This is a genomic window from Devosia sp. 2618 (assembly GCF_040546815.1).
Classification (GTDB): Bacteria; Pseudomonadota; Alphaproteobacteria; order Rhizobiales; family Devosiaceae; genus Devosia.
The window spans coordinates 1,447,020-1,469,914 of record NZ_JBEPOO010000001.1 but is presented as its reverse complement, the minus strand read 5'-3'; the positions used below and the strand labels follow the sequence as shown (position 1 = coordinate 1,469,914).

Here is a 22,895-nt window from a genome sequence, read left to right as displayed (position 1 = left end):
CAGGCTTGATCGCAAAAGTCCCCGGCTGTTAGGCCGGGGTGAGTGTTCAGGAAACCTGCGCCGGGGCTAATCGGCGCTTTGGCTGGCAACGCGCCGGTTGTCACCGACGCGCCGCTACAGCCATCATGGCCAAAACGACTGCCAAGGCGATGGGCCTTTGGTCTGGCTAGACGTGCAGACGCGCAGGTGATGGTCGGCCTTGGGTTTCCATGCCTTTCTCGCCGTCAGCGGCCGCAAACAGGTGTTCGGGAACGCGACGTGGCGCTTCGTAGCTTGCCAAACACCATGGGCAACGAACGGCGGCACGTGGCCGGGGTCCAGCGCATGACTGACAGAGCCTAAGGGCGGGCATGAAAAACCTCCTGGCTTCGCGACCTCACGGATCGGAAGCTGTAACATTGGTGAAAACGAAACGAGCTTGCGCTCGCCCCCCAGATCGCCGCAGTTTGAGGCGTTTCAATGGCTTGTTTGGTCAAGCCAATGTTATGCGCTAGTCCTTTGGCAGGGCTTGACGCCCCGCCGCGCTAGCCGATGGTCCGTTCGATCATCGAAAGCCAGTTGCCCATGGCGATCTTGCGCACCAGCGCCTCGCCATAACCCTTGTCGAGCAGCGCCTGCAGCAGCTTTGGCACGCCGGTGACGTCGCCGATCACCGTCGGCACCTGAGCCCCGTCGAAATCGCTGCCCAGCGCCACGCCATCCTCGCCCAGTGCCTCCACCAGCGCATCGACATGGCGCACCATCAGGTCGAGTTCGGTATCGGCAACAAACTTGCCATCGGGGCGCAAAAAGCCGGTGGCAAAGTTCAGCCCGACGATACCGCCACTCTCGCGGATGGCGGCCAGCTGCCAATCCACCAGATTGCGCGCATGCGGGCTGATGGCGTGGACGTTGGAGTGCGTGGCGACCAGCGGCTTGTCGCTGATTGCCGCCACATCGCGGAAACCCGCCGCATTGAGATGCGACAGGTCGATCATCACGCCCAGACGATTGCTGACACGCACCAGCTCCTTGCCGGCATCGGTCAGCCCAGGGCCAATGTCGGGATCGACATTGTGACGGAACGGAACGCCGGTACCGAACGCATTGGCCCGGCTCCAGACGATGCCGACCGAGCGGAGCCCCGCCGCATAAAGCACGTCCAGCGACCGGAAGTCGGTGTCGATGGCCTCGGCCCCCTCGATATGGAATATCGCCGCCAGCGTGCCCGCAGCAGTCGCGGCGCGCACCTCGGCCGCCGTCCGGCACACGGCCAAAGCGCCAGCGCGTTTCAGGCGGAACATTATCGACGCCATGCCGTTTGTGGGTGTCAGCGCATCGCTCTGCGCCAGCTCCGGCGGGAGGTTGGGATCGAGCGCCGAACTCCCCGACACGCTCGCCAAAGTTCCCTTCAGCGGCGGCGGAAACATCGCGAAAAACCCGCCCGCCATGCCCGCAGCCTTCGCCTTGGGCAGATCAATGTGCCCACCCACGCCACCCTCGATAAAGGCGCGATCCTTGTCGGGCCCCTCTACGCCAAGCAGTCGCAATAGCGTGTCATTGTGGCCGTCAAAGAAGGGAATGGTCATGGGGGAATCAGTCTCACTATCAGAGCGCCGATAGAACCCCCTCCCACCCCGCGCCTCAAGAGGCAGGGTGAAATCGAGCGCCACGCCCTCGTGGTTCGAGGCTAGCGAAGAACTCGCACCTCACCATGAGGTCTACTTTGGCACCGCATCAACAGTAGCCCTCATGGTGAGGTGGGAGCGCAGCGACCCTCGAACCACGAGAGCGTGCCCCCGGCCCCACCACCCAATTTGGCAAACTGCCCGCCATCCCCTACATATCAATCAACTCAAACGAAAATTTCTTATGGCCAAGCCAACAAAACCAAAAAACACATCCGGCCCACGTCGCGCCACGACACCGCGCGCCGATACTCTTCCCACCCGCGAACAGTTGCTCGAAGCACTCGCCCAGCAGTCCGACATCAAGGGCAAGCGCGATCTTGCAAAGGTGTTCGGCATTCGCGGCGATATGCGGCGGCCGTTCAAGGCCATGCTCGCCGAGCTTGAGGGTGAAGGCGTCATCACGCGCACCCGCAAGGCGCTGCGCCGCACCGCTGCCCTACCCCTTGTGACCGTGCTCGATATTCCGAGCGACGCCGATCCCGATCACCTGCATGCTTTCCCATCGCAGTGGAATGACGAAGAAGGCGAAAAGCCCCGCGTCCTCGTGCTCGGTGGCCGCGACGCCCGCGTCGTGCCGGCGCCCGGCGATCGTATTCTGGCCCGCATCGATGCCGGCGACGCCGAAGTGCCGTTCTACACCGCCAAGGCAATGAAGATTCTCGACAAGCCGCGTCGCGGCCAGATCGGCATTGTCCGCATGGACGAAGACGGCGCCCGCCTCATTCCGGTCGACCGCAAGCAAAAGGAAATGCGCATCCCGCTTGGGGATTTGCTCACCGCTGCCGAAGGCGATCTCGTCGAAGTCGAGGTCAAACTCTCCGGCCGCCTGATGATTCCACGCGCCAAGGTCACCGCCGTCATCGGCAATCCGATGTCGGAAGGCGCGGTTAGCCTCATCGCCATCCACAACCTCGAAATCCCCTATACCTTCCCGCAATCGGTGATCCGCGAAGCCGAAGAGGCCAGGGAAGCGACCCTCAAGGGCCGTGAAGACTGGCGCGACGTGCCGCTCATCACCATCGACCCGTTCGATGCCAAGGACCACGACGACGCGGTCTATGCCGAACCGGACAAAGACGCCGCCAATGAAGGCGGCCATATCGTCACCGTCGCCATCGCCGACGTCGCCGCCTATGTGCGCCCCGGCACCCCGCTGGATCGCGAAGCTTACCTTCGCGGCAACTCGGTCTATTTCCCCGACCGTGTCGTCCCCATGCTGCCCGAGCGCATTTCAAACGAGCTGTGCTCGCTCAAGGAAGGCGAACCGCGCGCGGCGCTCGCCGTCCGCATGGTCTATGGCGCCGATGGCCGCAAGCGCAGCCACAGCTTCCATCGAATCCTGATGCGCTCGGCCGCCAAGCTGAGCTACCAACAGGCTCAGGAGGCCGTGGACGGCAATCCCGACGACAAGACGGGTCCGCTCCTCGCCCCTATCCTCAAGCCGCTCTATGCCGCTTACGCGGTCATGGCGAAGGCTCGTGATCAGCGTGGACCGCTCGACCTCGACCTTCCCGAGCGCAAGATCGTGCTCGACGACAAGGGCCTCGTCAAAGACATCCGGATTCCAGAGCGTCTCGACGCCCATCGGCTGATCGAAGAAATGATGATCGCGGCCAACGTTGCGGCCGCCGAAACGCTCGAAGAAAAAAACACGCCCCTGCTCTATCGCGTCCACGATGTTCCATCGTCCGAGAAACTGCAGGCCCTGCGCGATTTCCTCGGTTCGCTCGATATTTCGATTAAGAAGTCCGACGCCGTCCGCGCCAGCGATTTCAATGGCATTCTCGGCCAGGCCCGCAAGGCCGGCAATATCGAGCAGGTCAGCGAGATGGTGCTGCGCAGTCAGGCGCAGGCGATCTACGACAACGTCAATATCGGCCATTTCGGCCTCAACCTGCAGCGCTATGCCCACTTCACCTCGCCGATCCGCCGCTATGCCGATCTCATCGTCCACCGGGCGCTGATCAGGGCACTCGGCTTTGGCGACGACGGGCTGACCGAAAACGAAGCGGTCAAGCTGCAGGGCATCGCCCAGCACATCTCGGCCACCGAACGCCGCGCCATGATGGCCGAGCGCGAAACCTCAGACCGTCTGCTGGCCCAGTTCCTCGCCACCAAGATCGGCGCCAACTTCCAGGGCCGCATTTCTGGCGTCACCCGCTCGGGCCTCTTCGTCAGGCTGCTCGAGACCGGCGCCGATGGCTTCATCCCGGCCTCGACGCTAGGCGAAGATTATTATCGCTACACCGAAGACCAGCAGGCCATGATTGGCGAGCGCACGGGCGAAAAGTTCACCCTCGGCGATCGCGTAACCGTCCGGCTACTCGAAGCCGCTCCGGTTGCCGGGGCGCTGCGGTTTGAGCTGCTGTCCGAAGGCACACGCGGCAATCCGTCATCTGGTCGCCGCAGCTCAAAGCGCCCATCTAGGTCGTATGGCCCCAAGGGCCGCAAAAAGAGGTGATGAAGATGGAAGGCAAGGCCAAGCAACTCGAAAGGCGCAGCGTCGGTCAGGCGATGTGGAGAGGCACTCTTTGCAAGTGCCCGCACTGTGGCCAGGGCAAGATGTTCCGCGCCTACCTCAAGGTTGCTGATAATTGCTCGGTCTGTGGCGAACAGCTCAATCTGCACCGCGCAGATGACTTCCCGCCATACATTGCCATCACCATTGTCGGCCACATCCTGATCCTTGTCATGATGCACATGGAAATGGTCTGGCACGTCAATCCGCTGACCTACCTCTACACCATGGTGCCGCTGGCCGTGATCATGCCGCTGGCAATGCTGCCCTCGATCAAGGGTTCGATCGTCGGCCTGCAGTGGGCCAACCACATGTATGGCTTCGGTACCGGCCAGATCGACTGATCTGGCTTGACATTCGAGCGCAAATCCGTAGTTTGCGCCCAAATTCCGGCGCCGGGGAATCCGCGGCGCCTTCGCTTTTATGAGGACTGACAAATGGCCAAAGCCGCTTCCGTCAAGATCAAGCTCGTGTCGACGGCTGATACTGGCTATTACTACGTCACCAAGAAGAACGCCCGCACCCAGACCGAGAAGCTCTCGTACAACAAGTACGATCCGGTTGTGCGCAAGCACGTCGAGTTCAAGGAAGCCAAGATCAAGTAATCTGGCGCCTTCTCGATACGAAATCGAAAAACCCCGCATCATCGATGCGGGGTTTTTTGTTGCTCTGTGACGGGAGCGGGAAACTGGTGACACTCGATGCTAACAATGTGTTAGCCAATTCGGCGTCAAAGCGGTGATGAGTGGCTGGTCCGGAGCGGCATGTCGAAGAGGCCACTCTGTCCGCGTCCGGACCAACCGCCCTACGGGACTCAGGAGTTGCGGCGGACCTGAGAGAAGCCGTAGGGAACCGTCGACTGCCGCCCTGTCGGGCAGCGCCGTGGTGTTGAGGGCAACCTACGCCTCAGCCTCAAAAACTCAAGGATTTCCCGGCGTCTCCGCCTGGTAAAGCATTGTTAATTATAACAGATAACCCTAACGCATCCAATTGCGCAGGATTTATGCCGCGTCGAAAACCACCCGGTTTCGACCCTCGCGCTTGGCGCGATAGAGAGCCACGTCGGCGCGCTTGATCAGCGATTCCGGCGTATCGGTTGCGCTCTCGTTGAGCGTCACACCAGCGGACACTGTGACCGACAGCGGCCGCACTGCATTGACCTCAAAGGAACGGTCAGAGATCGACTGCCGCACCCGCTCGGCCACCATTTCCGCCTGCTGGTAGTCGGTATCGGGCATCAGCACCACGAACTCCTCGCCGCCGAATCTGCACGCCAGATCAATGCCGCGAATGTTGCGCTTGAGCCGTGCGGCAAATTCCTTGAGCACCGCATCGCCGATATCGTGGCCATAGGTGTCGTTGACCGACTTGAAGTGATCAATGTCCAGAATCATCAGCGCCATGTCGCGCTCCTGGCTCTGTGCCTTGCTCAGCATCACACCGAGGTGCCGGTCAAAATAGCGACGGTTGTAGAGGCCAGTCATGTCGTCGGTCACGGCCAACGCCATGGTATTGTTGACGCTTTGGCGCAGCTCGAGCGCATAGCGCTGCCGGCGAATCTGCGTGCGGACGCGTGCGGCCAGCTCATTGCGCTCAACCGGACGGCTGATGAAATCGTTGACGCCCAGATCCAACGCGCGAACCACGCGCGGCTTGTCCCCCTCGTCGGCCATCAGAATGATCGGCAGATTGCGTGTATGCTCGAGCGTGCGGATCTGCGAGCAAACCCGCAGCGGATCGAAGTCCGTCAGCGACATCGCGATCAGTGCCAGCTCGTAATGCGCGCCGGTCACCTGGAACACGGCGTCGGCCGGCTGGGTCAAGATATCCACATCGTGTTCAGGTGTGAGATAACTCTTGATGCGCTCGGCGTGGCGCTGGTCGGTATCGACAATGAGAATCGAACCACCGGCGGTGTTGATATTGTCCATCGCGCGGATGGCGTCCTCGATGGCGATCTGCTGGCCGGTCATGGCGCGGGCGCGCAGTTCGTCGGTGAGGGACTTGAGACGCACCAGGCTTTTGACACGCGCCATTAGCTGCATGTCATCGACCGGCTTGGTCAGGAAATCGTCGGCGCCCACTTCCAGGCCCTTCACCCGATCAGATGGCTGATCGAGCGCGGTGACCATCAGGACTGGCACATGATGGGTTTTGGGGTTCGCCTTGAGACGGCGGCACACTTCAAAGCCGTCCATATCGGGCATCATCACGTCTAGCAGGACGATGTCGACATCCGAATTCTGGCAGATTTCCAGCGCTTCGGGCCCAGATGTGGCCGTGACGACGTCATAATATTCCGCAGTCAGCCGCGCTTCGAGCAGCCGGACATTGGTTGGAATATCATCAACGATCAGTACGCGTGCAGTCACTGTAAGCCCCGAAATCTGTGCGACGGCCGACGGCGTCTACCGTCGGTATCGTTCGGCCGATCAGGAAAGCAGTTAAACTGTCTCTACTGGCTCAGGCAGGGCCAATGTAGCGTGCAATAGTTTCCAGAAAGTGAGGCACCGAGATTGGTTTACTTATGTAACCCTCGCAGCCGCCCTGCAGAATCCGCTCCTCATCGCCCTTCATGGCAAACGCCGTAACGGCGATTACGGGGATGTGGGCCAGGTCGTCGTCGTCCTTGAGCCACTTGGTGACGACAAGGCCGGAAACCTCTGGCAGCTGGATGTCCATCAGAATCAAATCAGGCTGATGGGCACGCGCAAGATCGAGCGCTTCCATACCGTTACGGGTCTGGATCACCGAGTAGCCGCGCGATTCGAGCAGGTCGTTGAAGAGCTTCATATTGAGCTCATTGTCTTCAACGATCATAACAGTCTTGGGCATTTGTCCTTCCTCGCGCCTTCAGGCGCTGGCGACGCTTCGCTTTGCCGCCCCATTCAGCTACCATTGAATCTCTTACAAAACACCAAATGAGGCTGGGCAGTGCCGCGTTCAGAAACTATCGAACACTCTGTCGCTCCACTGGCCGAGGCATGCCTTGGCTATCTGGCCGAAAACCCGGAAGAATTGCTGTCTTTCATGCAGCATGCCGGTCTTGATCCCGAAGCCCTTCGTCGCTCTGTCGGATCGCCCGCGCTGCAACGCGGGCTCGTGGATTACTTTGCCTCAAACGAACCGATTCTACTCGCTTTCTGCGCGAACTCTGGCATGTCGCCGGAGCAGTTCATGCGGGTCTGGTATCGGCTCAACCCGGCGGGGTAACCATGTCGGCCGACTGGCTCTGCCGCGATTGCATTGCGCACGGGACCAGCCCCGTCGTGCCGCGCCGCTGCCCTAAATGTGGCTCGCCGCGCTTGCGCAGCCATGCAGAGCTGTTCGCGCTCACCACGGCCCATGTCGACTGCGATGCCTTCTACGCCTCGGTTGAAAAGCGGGACGATCCAAGCCTGCGCGACAAGCCGTTGATCATCGGTGGAGGCGTACGCGGTGTTGTCTCGACCTGCTGTTATATCGCCCGCCAATCCGGCGTCCGCTCGGCCATGCCGATGTTCAAGGCCCTGCAGCTGTGCCCGGACGCCGTGGTCATCAAACCGAACATGGCCAAATACGTTGCCGTCAGCCGCCAGATTCGCCAGCACATGGATGCGCTGACGCCGCTGGTGGAGCCACTGTCGCTCGATGAGGCCTTCCTGGACCTGGCGGGCACCCAGGCGCTGCACAAGGCGCCCCCTGCCCTTGTACTGGCCCGCTTTTCCAAGACCATCGAGACCGAACTCGGCGTCTCCATTTCCGTGGGCCTGAGCCACAACAAGTTCTTGGCGAAGATCGCCTCCGACCTCGACAAGCCCCGCGGCTACGCGGTGATCGGCGCCGCCGAAACCATTTCCTTCCTCGCGCCCAAGCCGATCAGCATGATCTACGGTGTCGGCAAGGTCTTCGCCGAAACCCTGCGCAAGGATGGCCTCGTCACCATCGGTCAGTTGCAGGACGAACCGCCGGAAAACCTGATGCGCCGCTATGGCGAAACCGGCGCAAGGCTGGCCCGCCTGTCGCGCGGCGAGGATAGCCGCCGAATCTCCTCCGACAGCGAGATGAAAACCATCTCCTCGGAAACCACCTTCAACACCGACATCAGCTCGCTCGATGCCCTCTCCACCGAGCTGCTCAATGTCACCGAACGCCTGTCCGAGCGGCTGAAAGCCAAGAATGTCGTGGGCGACACGGTGACGCTCAAACTCAAATCGGCGGGTTTCCGCTTGCGCACACGCGCTCGGCATTTGATGATCCCGACGCAATTGGCCAATGTGATTTACGAAAACGGCCTTTCACTGCTGCAACGCGAGGTCGACGGCACCGCTTTCCGGCTGATTGGAATCGGAGTTTCGGGTATCGATATGGCCGACGGCAGTGATCCGGCAGACTTGCTGGAGCCGGCCATCGCCCGCAAGGCCGCCGCAGAGCGGGCCATGGACCGCGTGCGTACCCGTTTTGGCCGAGAGGCTGTGGTGCGCGGCAAGCTATACAAACACAAGCCGGCTCCGCAGCCGGCAGAACAAGACGACCAGAACGAAGGCAAGACCAGATGACCAGTCCGATCGAAAAGCTCCGTGAATATGGCTATGAACTGCCAGCGCCAAAGGCACCTGTGGCCAGCTACGTTTCCGTGGCCCGGTCCGGCAACATCCTCTATGTCTCCGGCCAGATTTCAGCCGAAGCAAATGGCGTGGTCACCGGACTGCTCGGCGACAACATGAATGTCGTCCAGGGCGGCAATGCTGCCGAACTGGCAGCGGTCAACATTTTGTCCCAGGTCGTTCATATCGGCGGCGTACCACTCGAAGACATCAAGCGCGTGCTCAAGGTGACGGTCCTTGTGGCCTCGACACCTGAATTTACCGAACAGCACCTGGTGGCCAATGGCTGCTCGAACCTGCTGGTTGGCGTGCTGGGCGACAAGGGCAAACATGCCCGCGCGGCCTTCGGCGTCGTCTCCCTGCCCTTTGGTGCCGCCGTCGAAATCGACGCGGTTATCGAAGTCTAGGCGCAACGCCACTGTCACAATCCGATGTCATTGAGGCGTCTCAACTATGACGAGGCCAGCATGACCGACGCCCTGTTTCCAAATCCGATCGCGCATCGCGGCCTGCATAACAGCGCCGCGGGCGTGATCGAAAACACAGCGAGCGCCTTCGAGGCCGCCATTACCGGCGGCTTCGCCATCGAGTGCGACGTGCAACTGACCAGCGACGGCGTGCCGGTTGTTTTCCACGACGACGACATGAAGCGCCTACTGGGCAAAGGCGGCGCGGTAGCCGATGTGACCGCAGCCGACATCACGTCCACCCCACTGCTCGGCAGCGCCGCTGGCGACTGCCCACAGCGGTTCGGGGCGTTCCTGTCGCAGATCGCTGGTCGCGCACTGCTGCAGATCGAGCTCAAGCACCAGCGCGACGCGACGGGCACCCAATTGCTGGCCCGCGCCGTTGCCGAAGCGCTCAAGGGCTATGACGGCCCGGTCACCATAGAATCGTTTGATCCAAACCTGCTGACGGCGATCCGTCAGTTTGGCTTCACCGGTCCACGCGGCATCATCACCTATGATTTTGCCGATCCCGCCGAAGACACCTACCTCACCGAAAACCAGCGCTACACCCTGCGGCATCTGCTGCATTGGCACGAAACCCAGTTCGATTTCATTTCCTGTGACAAGAACGCGCTGCAGCTCCCCGCCATCATCTTCTGGCGTGCGCTCGGCAAGCCAGTAACGGCCTGGACCATCAAGTCAGCAGCAGAAGCCGACGCGGCCCGGCCATTTGTTGATCAGATCGTCTTTGAAGGCTTCGATCCTGCGTAAGTTTTGGGCGCTGATAGCGCTGGCGTTGCTCGGGGTGGCGCCAGTCCACGCCGTGGAAGTGTCGCCGCCACCGGCCGGAGGCCAATATGATTCCCAGCTGGGCGGCGCTTATCCGCCACCGGAAGGCGTAACCACCCTCAGCCGCGATCGCGCTGAGCCCGCCGTGCCGGGGCTCTACAACATCTGCTACATCAACGCCTTCCAGACCCAGCCGCAGGAGCTGGATTTGTGGAGGGGCGAGCATGCCGACCTCCTGCTGAAAGACCCATCTGGCAAGCTCTTCGAAGACCCAAACTGGCCCGGCGAAATCCTGCTCGACACCAGCACACCGCAAAAGCGTGCGGCACTGTTCGGCATCGTCAGCGGCTGGATCGCGAAATGTGCCACGGACGGATACCAAGCCATCGAAGCCGACAACCTCGATACCTATTCGCGCTCAGACGGCGCGCTCAAGCTTGACGACAATCTGTCCTATGCCGCCGACCTGGCGCGCTTTGCCCATTCGCTCGGGCTGGCTTTCGGCCAGAAGAATGGCGCCGAACTCGGCGACCGCGGCAAGGCTGCAGGCTTCGATTTTGCCATCGTGGAATCATGCCAAGTCTATGACGAGTGCGGTGAGTACACCGACGTGTTCGGCGCCCATGTGCTGGAAATCGAATACACCGATACTGACGCCGCCTATTTCGAAACGGCCTGCGAAGCACGCGGCAGCAAAATCTCCGTGATACGACGCGACCGCAACCTTACAATGTCGGGCGAACCGTCCTATTTCTATCAGACCTGTTGACCCGCGCCGGGACTTCCCTTGGCTGACCAGCCCACACTTCGCGCCACCATCCACCCCACCACGGCCAGCATCCCTGCTGAGACGTGGAATTCGCTTGTGCCATCCACCGATGGGCGTACCGATAACCCGTTTCTGGACCATGCGTTTTTCCTGGCCCTGGAAGAATCGGGCTGTGCCACGGGCCGCACCGGCTGGCGGCCGCAGCACATTCTGCTGAGCGACGACGCCGGCACGCCACTCGGCCTGATGCCGCTGTTTCTCAAGACCCACTCCATGGGCGAATATGTGTTCGACCACGGTTGGGCCGACGCGCTTGAGCGTGCCGGCGGCAGCTATTACCCCAAGCTGCAATGCTCTGTGCCGTTCACCCCTGCCACTGCGCCAAAGCTGTTGGTGCCATCCGGTGATCCGGCCATCAGGGCCGCTCTACTGTCGACCGCCCAGCAACTCGCGACACAGCGCGAAGCCTCATCCGTACATGCAACTTTTGTGCCCGAAGCCGAAGCTGCCGAAATCGAAGCCGATGGCTGGCTGCGGCGCGTCGATACTCAGTTCCATTGGCACAATGAGGGTTTTGTTAGCTTCGAGGAATTCCTCGAAACCCTGTCATCGCGCAAGCGCAAGACCATCCGCCGCGAACGGCGCGACGCGCTCTCCGATGGGCTGACCGTCAGGTGGCTGTCAGGTGCGGACCTCAAGGAGCACCATTGGGACGCATTCTACGATTTCTACGAGGACACCGGCGCCCGCAAATGGGGCCGCCCCTATCTTAACCGCGAATTCTTCTCACGCCTCAACGAGACCATGGCTGACCGCATCGTGCTGATGCTGGCCTATGACGGGCCCACGCCAATTGCCGGCGCCATCAATTTCGTCGGCAAGGATCGCATCTTCGGCCGCAACTGGGGCTGTACGCGCGACGTGCCGTTCCTCCATTTCGAGCTCTGCTATTATCAGGCCATCGACTACGCCATCGAACACAAGCTGGCAGTCGTCGAGGCAGGCGCACAGGGCGAACATAAGCTGGCGCGGGGCTACGCCCCCTCCTCCACCTATTCCGTCCACTGGATAGCCCATCCCGGCCTGCGCAGCGCTGTCGCGGACTATCTGGAGCAGGAGCGCCGCTCCGTGGAGCGCAATCAGGAAATGCTCGAAGAGTTCACCCCATTCCGCAAGGGTGAGCGCACCGATCGCTAAGCCGTGGCACTAACGCACTTCCACCGACCTCCCAACAGCTTTATGTAGGGACCCATGATCTGGGACATTGTCGTTTTCATCCTGCAAGCCGTGCTTGTATTCGTGGTCTCAACGGCGCTGTTCGACGCGCTGCACTGGACGCTGCACAAGTGGGAAGGCTCGAGCAATCCGCTGCTGCGGAAGTTCTCGTCGTGGCACTGGGTGCACCACAAATTCCTCGGCCTCGATATGCAGATCAACCCGGCCTATGCGCGGGCCAATATCTGGTTCCACGTGCTGCCCGAATACCTGACCTCGATGCTCGGCACGCTGATTTTCCTGCTGGTTTTCCCATGGGCGCCGATCGCGGCAGTCGCCGTGGTCCGCACTTTCATGCTGGTCATGACGCTCAAGGAAGAAGGCCTCGACTACAATCACATGTCGATGGATCGCGTCGGCGGGCAGCAGAACATGCTGTGGGTAGACAATAATTACCACGCCATGCATCACGTCTATCCGCACAATTTCTTCTCGTCATTCGCCAATGTATTCGACCTGATCTTCGGCAAATCCTGCCAGATTGAAGGCCGTCGCTTCCTCGTTACTGGCGCCAGCGGCGCCTTCGGTTCCGCCATGGTCAAAAAGCTCACCAAGCTGGGCGGCATTGTCGAAACAGCCAAGTCCGGCGTCGATTTCACCCCGGACAATTACGAAGCGATGCGTACAAAGCTGGAAAACGCCGATGTCCTGATCCTGTCGCACGGCGCCAAGAGCGACGATTGCTGGAACGCCAACAATGTCACTTTCCGCGAACTGACCGAACTGTTCACTGAGATCGGCAAGACCCGTCTGGCGCCACCCGAAGTCTGGGCGCTGGGCTCGGAGGTCGAGTTCCACGGCGATATGGGCATGGACGAGCTCAAGGACTATTCGGCATCCAAGCGGGCCTTTGCCCTGCGCGCCCGCGAGTTTTATCGCTCCGACGCGCTGATCTACCGCCACATCGTGCCGTCGTCCTTCACCTCAGCCATGGGCAAGGGCGCGATGAGCGCGGAGACGGCGGTAAAGATCGCACTGTTCTTTATCCGCCGCGGCTTCCGCTACGTGCCGGTTACCTTTACCGGCCTGGCCTTCCTCAATTTCTTCCGCTTCCGCTACTTCCAGAAGCCCGAAACGCAGGACGCGCCGGCCGAATAGCTAGGGCCGCACGATCACCTTGATCTCGCCCTGCTCTGGCGCGGAGCCGACAACGGACGCGACCTGATCGAGCCCGATGGTGCGGGTAATAAGACGATCCAGTTCCAGCACGCCGCTGGTCACCATCTTGGCCGCGCGGGCATGGGTCAGCGGATTGAGATAGGCCGCTTCAAGCCGGATTTCGCGCACCAGCATGTCAAAGGGCGTGATCGGCACCTCAACGCCAGCGGGCGTTACGCCAAACAGCACGAACGCGCCACCCGGCCGCACCATGCGCAAGCCGTCGCGCAGGGTTTCGGGCACACCGGCACATTCGAGCACCACATCGACGCCACCATCAGTGGCATCGTGAATTGCGGCCACGGCATCCTCGCCAGAGGGGTCGAACGCCAACGACGCGCCGATCTGCAGCGCCAGGTCACGACGTGCCTTCTGGCGCGTGACCAGGATCACCTGCCCCGCCCCGGCCAGACGAGCGAGCTGCACCATCAACAGACCAATGACCCCGCCACCGAGCACGGCAACACTATCGCCGGGCTTGATGCGGGCAATGTCCAGGGCATGCAGGCAGCAGGCCAGCGGCTCGCTGAAGGCACCATGCACGGGATTGAGATCAGCTGGCAGGAGGAATGCCTGCCGCTGCGGCACTGCGACATAGTCGGCAAAGCCACCGTCACGGAACACACCGATAGCGGTGAGACTGGCGCAGAGATTGGGCCGGCCACGGCGGCACGAACTACATACGCCGCATGAGATGTTGGGATCGACCGTAACGCGTTCACCGCCCGAGAATCGCGAGACGCCATCACCGATGGATTCAACGATACCGCAGAATTCGTGCCCCAGCGTCACCGGGCGCCCGGTGGGGAACTCGCCCTTGAACATGTGGCGGTCGGAGCCGCAAATACCGGCGGCCTCAACGCGAACGAGGACTTCGCCCGGTCCGGCCTTGGGTTTGTCCACCTCGCGCATCGCCATGTGCCCGATGTCTTCCAGCCGAACTGCCCGCATTTGATCCTCCCATAGTGCCCGGACAAGCTTGCGCTTTCGGGCATGCTGGTACTAGGTCTGGGCAACAGCAAACAGAGGGTGCCATGACCTACGATTCCAGCAATATTTTCGCCAAGATCCTGCGCGGGGAACTGCCGGCGCACAAGGTCTATGAGGACGATACCGCTATCGTGATGCTGGATATTTTCCCGCAGTCGCGCGGCCACGCACTGGTGATCCCAAAGGCCGCCTCGCGTAACCTTTTGGACGCTGATCCGGCGGCGCTATCGGCCGTGATGCCACTGGTTCAACGGGTGGCGAAGGCTGTGAAGGGTGTGACGGGCGCAGATGGCATTCGGCTGGCCCAGTTCAACGAAGCACCGGCCGGGCAGACAGTGTTCCACCTGCATTTCCACATCATTCCCGTCTATGACGGCGTGGCGCTGGGCGCCCACGGCGGCGGCAAGGCTGACGATGCCGAACTGGCCGTATTGGCCAAGGACATTGCAGCGGCGCTCTAAGCGCCGCTCCTAGAGTTCGTGGTCGATAACGAGACCACCCTTGAGCGTCACGATACGGTCCGCGCGACGGGCCAGATCGTGATTGTGGGTGGCTATGAGGGCGGCAGCGCCCTCATTCTTGATCAGGTTGGCCAGCGCGCCAAAGACGATATCGCTGGTTTCCGGATCAAGATTGCCGGTCGGTTCGTCAGCCAGAATAACCTTGGGATGGTTGGCTGCAGCGCGGGCAATGGCGATACGCTGCTGCTCGCCGCCCGAAAGCTCGGCCGGACGATGGCTGGCGCGTGGCGCCACACCGAGCAGATCCAGCAATTCCATCGAACGCTTGTCGGCTTCCTGCTGCGACTTGCCGGCGATCAGCTGCGGCATCGAAACATTCTCGAGCGCAGTGAACTCTGGCAGCAGGTGGTGGAACTGATAGACATAGCCAACGGTCGAGCGGCGCAGTTGCGTGCGGCCGCGATCCCCAAGCTTGCTGGTCTTGATGCCAATGATCTCGATCTCACCACCCTGCGGGCTTTCGAGCAGGCCCGACAGATGCAGTAGCGTCGATTTTCCGGCGCCCGATGGAGCGACCAGAGCGACCAGCTCGCCGCTCGCCACCGTAAGATTGGCGGATTCGAGAACGCGGACGACCTTGTCGCCTTCGCCATAGTGGCGGTGAACGTTGGTCAGAACCAGATGTGGCTTACTCATAGCGCAGGGCCTCGACTGGATCATATTGGGCGGCGCGCCAGGCCGGGTAAAGCGTAGCAAGGAAGCTCAGCCCAAGCGCCAGGCAAACCACGACAGTGACCTCAATAGGGTCGGTCTTGGATGGCAGCGACGACAGGAAGAACACTTCCGGGGGGAAGATTGCGACGCCGAGCGTATTGGACACAAAGGCCCGCAGCGGCTCGGCATTGGCCGCAACGATCAATCCAAGAATGGTGCCGCTCAACGTGCCGATCACGCCGATAGTGGTGCCGGTGATTGAGAAGATGCGCATGATCGAGCCGCGTGTGGCACCCATGGTGCGCAGCACGGCGATATCTGAGCTCTTGTCCTTCACCAGCATGATGAGGCTGGAAATGATGTTGAACGCGGCGACGAGGATAATCATCGACAGGATCGTGAACATCACTACCCGCTCGACCTGCAGCGCCGAGAAGAAGGTCTCGTTGCGCTGCTGCCAATCGGTCAGAATCAGCGGGCGGATTTCCGTATCGGCCTGTAGCCGATCGCGCATAAGGGCAACGTCATCGGGGTTCTTAATGAACACTTCAGCTGCCGTCACCCGATTGATGCGCTCATAGGCGGCGTCGATTTCAGCATCGCTGGCCAGCGGGTCCAGCGGTCCAAAGCCCGGACGCAGCACCTCGTCGAACATCTTGAAATAGTCTTGAGCCGGCTCGAGCGGCATGTACATGAAGAAGCTATCAAACTCGACCATGCCGAGATCGAAGATCACATTGACCGGATAGGAGCGGATCTGCGGTGTCGATCCGAACGGGGTCATGGCCCCATCAGGATTGATAATCTGCACCTGATCGCCGAGCGAGACGCCCAGGGTCTGTGCCAGTCGGTAGCCGATGGCGATGCCACGGCTATCATCCCACTGGTCCCAACCACCCTGATTTGCGGCGTTGTAGAGCAGCTTGAGCTTCTTGATGTTTTCTTCGTCCATGCCGCGAACGGTGACGCCGGTCGAACTGCCACGACCAGACGCCAGCACCTGACCTTCGACGAAATAGACGGCGAAATCGACGCCGTCGATTTTCTGCATCGCCGCGATCGTCTCTTGGTAGTCGGTGAACTCACGCTCGATCGGATAGGCCGTGAAGTGGCCGTTGAGACCCAGAATCTTGGTCAGCAATTCGGCGCGGAAGCCGTTCATCACCGACATGACGACGATCAGCGTCGCCACGCCAATGGCAACACCGACCATGGTCAGGCTGGCGATCACCGAAATGAACGCCTCCTTGCGACGGGCGCGCAGATATCGTCCCGCGACCATCCATTCAAAGCGCGAGAAGGCGCGCGTGCCCTTATTCAGTGCAGGCTGCGCCGTGTCGGTCAAATGTCAGTCTTTCGCTGTGGTTCGATAAGGCTCTTGAGGCGTGCCACTGCGTCGGCAATCGGCAACGTTTCGCGTTCACCGGTCTTGCGGTGCTTGATTTCGGCTTCGCCATTGGCAAGGCCACGTGGTCCGAGAATGATCTGGTATGGGATACCGATCAGATCAGCCGTGGTGAACTTTGCACCCGCACCCTGATCGCGATCATCATAGAGCATGTCGAGCCCGGCCGCGTTCAATTCGGCGTAAAGCGCATCGCACGCAGCGTCGCACGCGGCATTGCCGGCCTTAAGATTGATCAGCACGGCCTCGAAAGGCGCAACGCTGACGGGCCAGACAATGCCGGACTCATCGTGGAAGGCTTCAATAATGGCCGGCACGAGACGCGTCGGTCCGATACCATAAGAGCCCATATGCACGGTGATTTCCTTGCCGTCGGGACCGGTGACGGTCGCCTTCATGGGCTCGGAGTACTTGGTGCCGAAGTAGAAAATATGGCCGACTTCGATACCGCGTGCAGAAACACGATGTTCTTCTGGAACAGCGGCTTCGTACTCTCCCATATCGACCATGTCTTCGGTCGCGGCGTAAAGCGAGGTCCAGTCCTGAAAGATCGGATTGAGGTCGCCGCGGAAGTCGACGTCCTGGGCAGGAATTGGCTTTTCGAGCAGGCGGCGGTCGCAGAACACGGCGCTTTCGCCAGTGTCGGCCAGCACGATCCACTCATGGCTGAGATCGCCACCGATAGGGCCGGTATCGGCGCGCATCGGAATGGCGGTCAGGCCCATGCGGGCATAGGTGCGCAGATAGGCAACGAACATGCGCTCGTAGGCCTGCACGGCCGCTTCCTTGGACAGATCGAAGGAATAGGCATCCTTCATCAGGAATTCGCGGCTGCGCATGGTGCCGAAGCGCGGACGCACCTCGTCACGGAACTTCCACTGGATGTGGTAAAGGTTCAGCGGCAAGTCCTTGTAGGACTTCACATAGGTGCGGAAAATGTCGGTGATCATTTCCTCATTGGTCGGGCCATAGAGGAATTCGCGCTCGTGGCGATCTTCGATGCGCAGCATCTCTTTGCCATAGGCATCGTAGCGACCGGACTCGCGCCACAGATCGGCCGACTGGATGGTTGGCATCAAAAGCTCGATCGCGCCGGAGCGATTCTGCTCTTCTTCGATGATTTTTTGTACCTTCATCAGTACTTTATAGCCGAGCGGCAGCCAGGAATAGAGGCCAGAGGCCTGCTGGCGGATCATGCCGGCGCGCAGCATCAAGCGGTGCGAGACGATTTCGGCCTCTTTAGGCACATCGCGCAGGACCGGCAAAAAGTAGCGAGACAGGCGCATGTGAACTCCCGAAAAGGTCCGTCGACTCAAGGCTTTTGTTGATGCCCACTCAAATCCTACTCGTCCATCCGATGCAAGCATGGAAGGCATGCAGAATCTGCGTGACAGGTGCAAATCTTGTTGTTAGGGTCCGACGCAATAAAGCACAGGCGGTCACAAACCGCCGGACGTCGACAACGTCAAGGGAGGAGCGTTGGCTGCCGCTGTATAGCGTGCCTAAGACCAGCGTATTGTCGATCAAACTCATATTAGCGGGGCCTTGTGCCCCGCTTTTTTGTTTGTCGCGGTCTTAGTGTTTCGAGATGACGAAAAGATGACATCCACCGCCACCTCATCGTACGCGAACAGATGACTAGCGCTTACAAGCCGCCAGGAAACTGGTGATGGTCGGCTGGGCATCCTGACGGCAGGACTAGCGATTCCAGTAATAATGGAGGGTTTCGTTGGTGAGGCTCCACAACAGCAAAGCCGTCAGCACAATGGCAATGCCAGTGGCAATCAGAGCCCGAAGCAGCACGCGAGGCGTTACCGGCGCGGCCGGATCCGTACCGGCAACGACATGACCAGCTTCGGCCTGGCTGCGATTGCCAATCGGCAGAACGGCGACGAAACTCAGCCACCAGACGACGAAGAACACCGCCAGTATAGAACCGATTTGCATGAGCGTTCCTTTCCCGATCCGTCCACGCCGTCATGGACTCATCTGCGTGCGGTCGAACCGCAAGGCTGTGGCTCGATAATAACCCTAAGCCTCGCAATTCGACAGGTCTGCCTGCACCCAAAAGGTGAGGCACGTCGCCGCTATACGCGGTGAACGAAAACCGAAACGTTGGGCTTGCGGCCCCAATAGGCGTTCACTTCGTTCCGGATCGCCTTGAACAGCGCCGAGTTCAGAACTTCGGTATCGCTGCGGCGCTTGGGCGGCATGGATTTCAGGACACCGGCGATGGTGTCTTCCACCAGATCTCCAAGCGACTCGTCCTCGGTCTCGGGCAGGCCTTCAACGACTAGATCGGGACCTGAGACAACCTGGCCGCTGCCATTAACGCAGAGGCTGACAACAATATGCCCACCGAAGGACAAGCGACGACGGCCTTTGACGCCCGACTCCTCTGGTGTGCAGAGCACGAGGCCATCGAGATAAAGTTCGCCGGTGCGCACTTCCTGCGGGAATGCCATTGGCTCAGGGAACAGGCGCACAAGATCGCCGTTGCGGGCTTCGCACACGGTCGGGATACCAGCTTCGCGGCCCAACTTGGCGTGGGCCTGCAAATGGACGGCTTCGCCATGGACCGGAACCAACACCTGCGGCTTCACCCAGCTATAGAGCTTACGCAGTTCTTCGCGACGTGGGTGGCCGGTGACGTGCACAAGGCCATCGTTCTGGGTGATGACTTCGACGCCCTTGTCGATCAGCAGGTTCTGGATGTCGATGACTTCGCGCTCGTTGCCGGGAATGGCCCAGGAAGAGAAGATCATGCGGTCGCCAGCGGTCAGATCGATCACCGGGTGATCGCCGCGCGCTATGCGGGCGATTGCGGCGCGGGCTTCGCCCTGGCTGCCCGTGCAGATCAGCACGATCTTGTTGCGGGCGATGCTCTTATAGGCATCCTGATCGAGCAGCGGCGGCAGGCCTTCCAGCATGCCCAGTTCGCGGGCAATGCCGGTGATACGGTGCAGCGAACGACCAGACATCACCACCTGACGGCCAGCCTTTTCGGCAGCGCGAACGATCGAGATGACGCGGCCAACGTTGGACGCGAATGTCGTGACCGCAACACGGTTTGGCGACTCGGCGATCATCGCGGCCAGATTGGCAGCAACTTCAGCTTCGCTCGGGCTTTCGCCGTCCTTGAGCGCGTTGGTCGAGTCGCAAATCAGGGCCAGCGGCGTCGAGGTGTCTTCGCCAATCTTTTGCAGACGGGCCACATCGGTTGGCGCATTGCCGACTGGGGTCGGATCAAGCTTCCAGTCACCGGTATGCAGAACGCGGCCGATTGGGGTGGAAATCAGCAGCGCATTCGATTCAGGGATCGAGTGCGCGACGTTGATCGCTTCGATGGTGAAGGGGCCAAGCTCGAACGGCTTGCCCGGGCGCATGATGGTGACGTCGACGTTTTCGACAATGCCATCTCCTGCCCGCTTTGCGGCCAGCATGGATGCAGTGAACGGCGTGCAGAACACGGGCTTTTCAAAGCCGGGCCACAGATCAAGCACCGCGCCATAGTGGTCTTCGTGCGAGTGGGTCAGAATAAGGCCCAGCACGTCATCGGCACGTTCCTCGAGAAACTCGGGGTTGGCCATGATCAACTCGATGCCAGGCAGGTCCGGCCCACCGAAGCTCACGCCGCAATCGACGACAATCCACTTCCGCGAACGCTCAGGGCCAAAGCCATAAGCGCCCATGTTCATGCCGATTTCGCCGACGCCGCCAAGTGGCACGAAGACGAGTTCATCCCTTTGGTTTTTAGCCATGGGTCAGTTTAGTCCTTTCGAGCGCAACGCCAGGCGATCATTGGTCGCCGGTCGACTGCGCAATTGTTGATGGTCAGCTTCGGGCGCTGGCCGTTGCCCCAAAATGGACGTCGCCTGCGCTGATCGCGATGCGACGGTTGTCGTCGGCGCGGACGATGAGGCGTCCGGCGTCGTCGATGGTTTCAAATATCCCACGTAGCACTTCGCCGTTTTGATTGACGGCAACTTCTGCGCCAATCCCTGCGGCAGAACCGCGCCATCTGCGCAGTACTTCACTTATGCCATGCCCGTCATTCCACAGGCCAAAGGCATCGACCCAGGCATCGCTGAGAGCTTCAAAGACGTCTTCCGCTGTGCGGATAGCGCCAAGATCTTTCAGGCTGGTGGCTGGATAGGGCAAGCCCGTGGGAGCCGCCAACACATTGACGCCAATGCCGATGGCAATTGCATGGTGACCGTCTGGAAGCTTGTTGGCTTCGAGCAGGATGCCGGCCAGTTTCGCGCCGTCGGCCAAAACGTCATTGGGCCATTTGAGCGCGATGCGGCCTTCGCCTCCGGCGCTATCGGCACCATCAATGCCCACCTTCACGATACCGCCCGGCAAGATGGCGCTCAGCGCCGCGCTCAGCGACACGCCGGCAACAAAGCCCAGCGTTGCAACCGAAGTGGGATCGGCATCTGGAACAATCAATAGTGTCGCGGCAAGGTTGCCGGGCGGGTTGACCCAAGGACGGCCACGCCGCCCCCTGCCCGCTGTCTGCTGTCGCGCAGCAAACCAGATTCCGCCGACATCGCCGGCAGCCGCAGCATCCAAAGCCTCGGAATTGGTCGAGCCGACACTGTCATAGCCGCGCAGCCGGTATCCGGCCGCGCGCGCCTTGGGTCCAAGTGCGAAGTCTGTCACCTAGAACAGGCTTCCGGCGGCGACCTTGGCAAAGCTCGCCAATGGACTACCAACCGTGAAGTAGTAGGTGACGACGAGGAAGCCGCTCACGCCCATGATGATGTTGAGCTCCGCTGGTACCGCTTCGAACTGGCGGACCGGCTCGTCGAAATACATCACCTTGACCACCCGCAGGTAGTAGAAGGCGCTGACGGCCGAGGCCATCACGCCGATCACGGCGAGCACATAGAGATGCGCGTCGATGGCAGCCAGGAAAGCGTGCCACTTGGCAAAGAACCCAGCCAGTGGCGGCATGCCGATCAGCGAGAACATGATGATCGCCATAATCGCAGCGACGAATGGACGGGCCTGTGCCGCGCCGGCCAATTCGTCGATGGTTTCGACATAGCCATTCTCGGTGCGCAGCGACAGGATGCAGGCAAAGAGCCCGATCGTCATCGCCATATAGATAGCCATGTAGATCGCGACGCCTTCAACGCCAACCTGCGTACCCGACGACAGACCCACGAGGGCAAAGCCGACGTGACCGATGGACGAGTACGCAACCAGTCGCTTGATCGACTTCTGGCCAATGGCAGCGAACGCGGCCAGCACCATGGAAGCAATCGAAAGGAAGATGATGATCTGCTGCCAGTCGCTGGTGATGCCCTGGAAGGTGTCCATGACCAGACGTACCATCAGTGCCATGGCGGCAACCTTCGGAGCCGTCGCAAAGAACGCGGTGACCGGGGTTGGCGCGCCTTCGTAAACGTCGGGCGTCCACATGTGGAACGGCACGGCCGAGATCTTGAAGGCAACGCCAGCCAGGAGGAACACCAAACCAAAGATCAGGCCGATCGAACGACCTTCATTGGCGATGGCGAGAACGATTTCCTGCAGATTGGTATGGCCGGTAAAGCCATAGATCATCGATGCGCCATAGAGCAGCATGCCGGAGCTGAGTGCGCCGAGCACGAAGTACTTGAGGCCCGCTTCGGTCGCCTTGGAGTCATCGCGCTTGATGGCGGCGAGCACGTAGAGCGATAGCGACTGTAGTTCAAGACCGACATAAAGGCTCATCAGGTCGTTCGCCGACACCATGGCCAGCATGCCCAGCGTCGCGAGCAGCACCAGAATGGCATATTCGAACTTGTGGGTGCCGTTCTCTTCGGCGCGTGGCAAAGCCAACATCAGCGAGAAGGCCGAACCACCCAGCACGAGCACTTTCATGAAGCGCGCGAAGCTGTCGGAGATGAAGACGCCATTGAACAGCACACCGTCGGCAGGCGCGAACAGGATGAGCGCGCCCACGATGAGCAACAGCAGAACAGCGCCGTAAGAGACCAGCAAGGAGCGTTCCTTGTTGATCACCACGCCGACCAGCAAAAGCACGATGGCGCCAACGGCCAGCAGCATTTCTGGATAGGCAGGAGCCAGGCTCGCGAAATCTGTAACGTCTGAGTTCAC

The 22,895-nt window shown here is 60.7% G+C and carries 22 protein-coding genes; 11 read left to right on the top strand and 11 right to left on the bottom strand.

Annotated features, from left to right (window positions below; all coding sequences use genetic code 11):
• Positions 1 to 524: 524 nt before the first annotated feature.
• On the bottom strand, positions 525 to 1,568 hold the full coding sequence (locus tag ABIE28_RS07300) for a dipeptidase (protein WP_354061495.1): 1,044 nt from the start codon (positions 1,566 to 1,568) through the stop codon (positions 525 to 527).
• Positions 1,569 to 1,851: 283 nt separating this feature from the next.
• On the opposite strand from ABIE28_RS07300, the gene rnr reads away from it, so the two are divergent.
• From rnr to rpmG, 3 genes are all read left to right on the top strand, one after another.
• The gene (gene rnr, locus ABIE28_RS07295; RefSeq protein ID WP_354061493.1) at positions 1,852 to 4,131 is read left to right on the top strand and encodes a ribonuclease R; all 2,280 of its coding nucleotides are present in this window, start codon (positions 1,852 to 1,854) and stop codon (positions 4,129 to 4,131) included.
• On the top strand, positions 4,131 to 4,532 hold the full coding sequence (locus tag ABIE28_RS07290; protein WP_354061491.1) for a DUF983 domain-containing protein: 402 nt from the start codon (positions 4,131 to 4,133) through the stop codon (positions 4,530 to 4,532). Before rnr ends, ABIE28_RS07290 begins: the two co-directional genes overlap by 1 nt.
• Positions 4,533 to 4,625: 93 nt before the next feature.
• Complete coding sequence (rpmG, locus tag ABIE28_RS07285) at positions 4,626 to 4,793, top strand: 50S ribosomal protein L33 (protein ID WP_056233989.1); 168 nt, start codon at positions 4,626 to 4,628, stop codon at positions 4,791 to 4,793.
• A gap of 396 nt (positions 4,794 to 5,189) precedes the next feature.
• On the opposite strand, the gene ABIE28_RS07280 is transcribed toward rpmG, so the two are convergent.
• Together ABIE28_RS07280 and ABIE28_RS07275 are read right to left on the bottom strand one after the other, a co-directional pair.
• Positions 5,190 to 6,560: a PleD family two-component system response regulator gene (locus ABIE28_RS07280; protein ID WP_354061489.1), complete on the bottom strand. Its 1,371-nt coding sequence runs from the start codon at positions 6,558 to 6,560 to the stop codon at positions 5,190 to 5,192.
• A 91-nt stretch (positions 6,561 to 6,651) separates the two neighbouring features.
• The gene (locus ABIE28_RS07275; protein ID WP_354061487.1) at positions 6,652 to 7,023 is read right to left on the bottom strand and encodes a response regulator; all 372 of its coding nucleotides are present in this window, start codon (positions 7,021 to 7,023) and stop codon (positions 6,652 to 6,654) included.
• Positions 7,024 to 7,122: 99 nt separating this feature from the next.
• On the opposite strand from ABIE28_RS07275, the gene ABIE28_RS07270 reads away from it, so the two are divergent.
• The 7 genes from ABIE28_RS07270 to ABIE28_RS07240 are packed head-to-tail and all read left to right on the top strand — an operon-like array spanning position 7,123 to position 13,154.
• Positions 7,123 to 7,401 (top strand): DUF3572 family protein, encoded by a 279-nt coding sequence (locus ABIE28_RS07270; protein WP_354061485.1) that lies wholly within the window; start codon positions 7,123 to 7,125, stop codon positions 7,399 to 7,401.
• 2 nt (positions 7,402 to 7,403) lie between these two features.
• On the top strand, positions 7,404 to 8,726 hold the full coding sequence (locus ABIE28_RS07265; RefSeq protein WP_354061483.1) for a DNA polymerase IV: 1,323 nt from the start codon (positions 7,404 to 7,406) through the stop codon (positions 8,724 to 8,726).
• On the top strand, positions 8,723 to 9,181 hold the full coding sequence (locus ABIE28_RS07260; protein WP_354061482.1) for a RidA family protein: 459 nt from the start codon (positions 8,723 to 8,725) through the stop codon (positions 9,179 to 9,181). Before ABIE28_RS07265 ends, ABIE28_RS07260 begins: the two co-directional genes overlap by 4 nt.
• Before the next feature lie 60 nt (positions 9,182 to 9,241).
• Positions 9,242 to 9,994 carry a glycerophosphodiester phosphodiesterase family protein gene (locus ABIE28_RS07255; protein WP_354061480.1) on the top strand — a complete coding sequence of 251 codons (753 nt, stop codon included), beginning with the start codon at positions 9,242 to 9,244 and terminating at the stop codon, positions 9,992 to 9,994.
• Positions 9,972 to 10,781, top strand: a complete 810-nt coding sequence (locus ABIE28_RS07250) for an endo alpha-1,4 polygalactosaminidase (RefSeq protein WP_354061479.1) — start codon at positions 9,972 to 9,974, stop codon at positions 10,779 to 10,781. Before ABIE28_RS07255 ends, ABIE28_RS07250 begins: the two co-directional genes overlap by 23 nt.
• 18 nt (positions 10,782 to 10,799) lie before the next feature.
• Positions 10,800 to 11,978, top strand: a complete 1,179-nt coding sequence (locus tag ABIE28_RS07245; RefSeq protein ID WP_502913369.1) for a GNAT family N-acetyltransferase — start codon at positions 10,800 to 10,802, stop codon at positions 11,976 to 11,978.
• Between the two features lie 54 nt (positions 11,979 to 12,032).
• The gene (locus ABIE28_RS07240; RefSeq protein WP_354061477.1) at positions 12,033 to 13,154 is read left to right on the top strand and encodes a hypothetical protein; all 1,122 of its coding nucleotides are present in this window, start codon (positions 12,033 to 12,035) and stop codon (positions 13,152 to 13,154) included.
• On the opposite strand, the gene ABIE28_RS07235 is transcribed toward ABIE28_RS07240, so the two are convergent.
• Positions 13,155 to 14,165: a zinc-dependent alcohol dehydrogenase family protein gene (locus ABIE28_RS07235; protein ID WP_354061475.1), complete on the bottom strand. Its 1,011-nt coding sequence runs from the start codon at positions 14,163 to 14,165 to the stop codon at positions 13,155 to 13,157.
• Between the two features lie 83 nt (positions 14,166 to 14,248).
• Between ABIE28_RS07235 and ABIE28_RS07230 the strand changes: the two genes are divergently transcribed.
• On the top strand, positions 14,249 to 14,665 hold the full coding sequence (locus ABIE28_RS07230) for an HIT family protein (RefSeq protein ID WP_354061473.1): 417 nt from the start codon (positions 14,249 to 14,251) through the stop codon (positions 14,663 to 14,665).
• A 9-nt stretch (positions 14,666 to 14,674) separates the two neighbouring features.
• On the opposite strand, the gene ABIE28_RS07225 is transcribed toward ABIE28_RS07230, so the two are convergent.
• From ABIE28_RS07225 to nuoN, 7 genes are all read right to left on the bottom strand, one after another.
• Positions 14,675 to 15,361 carry an ABC transporter ATP-binding protein gene (locus tag ABIE28_RS07225; RefSeq protein WP_354061471.1) on the bottom strand — a complete coding sequence of 229 codons (687 nt, stop codon included), beginning with the start codon at positions 15,359 to 15,361 and terminating at the stop codon, positions 14,675 to 14,677.
• Entirely contained in the window at positions 15,354 to 16,724 is a 1,371-nt protein-coding gene (locus tag ABIE28_RS07220; protein WP_502913368.1) for an ABC transporter permease, read from the bottom strand. The genes ABIE28_RS07225 and ABIE28_RS07220 overlap by 8 nt, the downstream gene beginning before the upstream one ends.
• The gene (gene proS / locus ABIE28_RS07215) at positions 16,721 to 18,070 is read right to left on the bottom strand and encodes a proline--tRNA ligase (RefSeq protein ID WP_354061469.1); all 1,350 of its coding nucleotides are present in this window, start codon (positions 18,068 to 18,070) and stop codon (positions 16,721 to 16,723) included. The genes ABIE28_RS07220 and proS overlap by 4 nt, the downstream gene beginning before the upstream one ends.
• A 412-nt stretch (positions 18,071 to 18,482) precedes the next feature.
• Positions 18,483 to 18,731, bottom strand: a complete 249-nt coding sequence (locus ABIE28_RS07210) for a DUF1467 family protein (RefSeq protein ID WP_354061467.1) — start codon at positions 18,729 to 18,731, stop codon at positions 18,483 to 18,485.
• 140 nt (positions 18,732 to 18,871) lie between these two features.
• Positions 18,872 to 20,545 carry a ribonuclease J gene (locus ABIE28_RS07205; protein ID WP_354061465.1) on the bottom strand — a complete coding sequence of 558 codons (1,674 nt, stop codon included), beginning with the start codon at positions 20,543 to 20,545 and terminating at the stop codon, positions 18,872 to 18,874.
• 73 nt (positions 20,546 to 20,618) lie between these two features.
• Positions 20,619 to 21,449, bottom strand: a complete 831-nt coding sequence (locus ABIE28_RS07200; RefSeq protein WP_354061464.1) for a biotin--[acetyl-CoA-carboxylase] ligase — start codon at positions 21,447 to 21,449, stop codon at positions 20,619 to 20,621.
• Positions 21,450 to 22,895, bottom strand: a complete 1,446-nt coding sequence (gene nuoN, locus ABIE28_RS07195; protein WP_354061462.1) for an NADH-quinone oxidoreductase subunit NuoN — start codon at positions 22,893 to 22,895, stop codon at positions 21,450 to 21,452.

Excerpts from the sequence above, each read along its gene's own strand:
- ABIE28_RS07205 (WP_354061465.1), bottom strand. The coding sequence starts at position 20,545 with ATGGCTAAAAACCAAAGGGATGAACTCGTCTTCGTGCCACTTGGCGGC.
- ABIE28_RS07290 (WP_354061491.1), top strand. The coding sequence starts at position 4,131 with ATGAAGATGGAAGGCAAGGCCAAGCAACTCGAAAGGCGCAGCGTCGGT.
- ABIE28_RS07255 (WP_354061480.1), top strand. The coding sequence starts at position 9,242 with ATGACCGACGCCCTGTTTCCAAATCCGATCGCGCATCGCGGCCTGCAT.
- ABIE28_RS07235 (WP_354061475.1), bottom strand. The coding sequence starts at position 14,165 with ATGCGGGCAGTTCGGCTGGAAGACATCGGGCACATGGCGATGCGCGAG.
- ABIE28_RS07230 (WP_354061473.1), top strand. The coding sequence starts at position 14,249 with ATGACCTACGATTCCAGCAATATTTTCGCCAAGATCCTGCGCGGGGAA.
- rpmG (WP_056233989.1), top strand. The coding sequence starts at position 4,626 with ATGGCCAAAGCCGCTTCCGTCAAGATCAAGCTCGTGTCGACGGCTGAT.
- ABIE28_RS07225 (WP_354061471.1), bottom strand. The coding sequence starts at position 15,361 with ATGAGTAAGCCACATCTGGTTCTGACCAACGTTCACCGCCACTATGGC.
- rnr (WP_354061493.1), top strand. The coding sequence starts at position 1,852 with ATGGCCAAGCCAACAAAACCAAAAAACACATCCGGCCCACGTCGCGCC.
- ABIE28_RS07275 (WP_354061487.1), bottom strand. The coding sequence starts at position 7,023 with ATGCCCAAGACTGTTATGATCGTTGAAGACAATGAGCTCAATATGAAG.
- ABIE28_RS07300 (WP_354061495.1), bottom strand. The coding sequence starts at position 1,568 with ATGACCATTCCCTTCTTTGACGGCCACAATGACACGCTATTGCGACTG.
- ABIE28_RS07260 (WP_354061482.1), top strand. The coding sequence starts at position 8,723 with ATGACCAGTCCGATCGAAAAGCTCCGTGAATATGGCTATGAACTGCCA.
- ABIE28_RS07210 (WP_354061467.1), bottom strand. The coding sequence starts at position 18,731 with ATGCAAATCGGTTCTATACTGGCGGTGTTCTTCGTCGTCTGGTGGCTG.
- ABIE28_RS07240 (WP_354061477.1), top strand. The coding sequence starts at position 12,033 with ATGATCTGGGACATTGTCGTTTTCATCCTGCAAGCCGTGCTTGTATTC.
- ABIE28_RS07265 (WP_354061483.1), top strand. The coding sequence starts at position 7,404 with ATGTCGGCCGACTGGCTCTGCCGCGATTGCATTGCGCACGGGACCAGC.
- proS (WP_354061469.1), bottom strand. The coding sequence starts at position 18,070 with ATGCGCCTGTCTCGCTACTTTTTGCCGGTCCTGCGCGATGTGCCTAAA.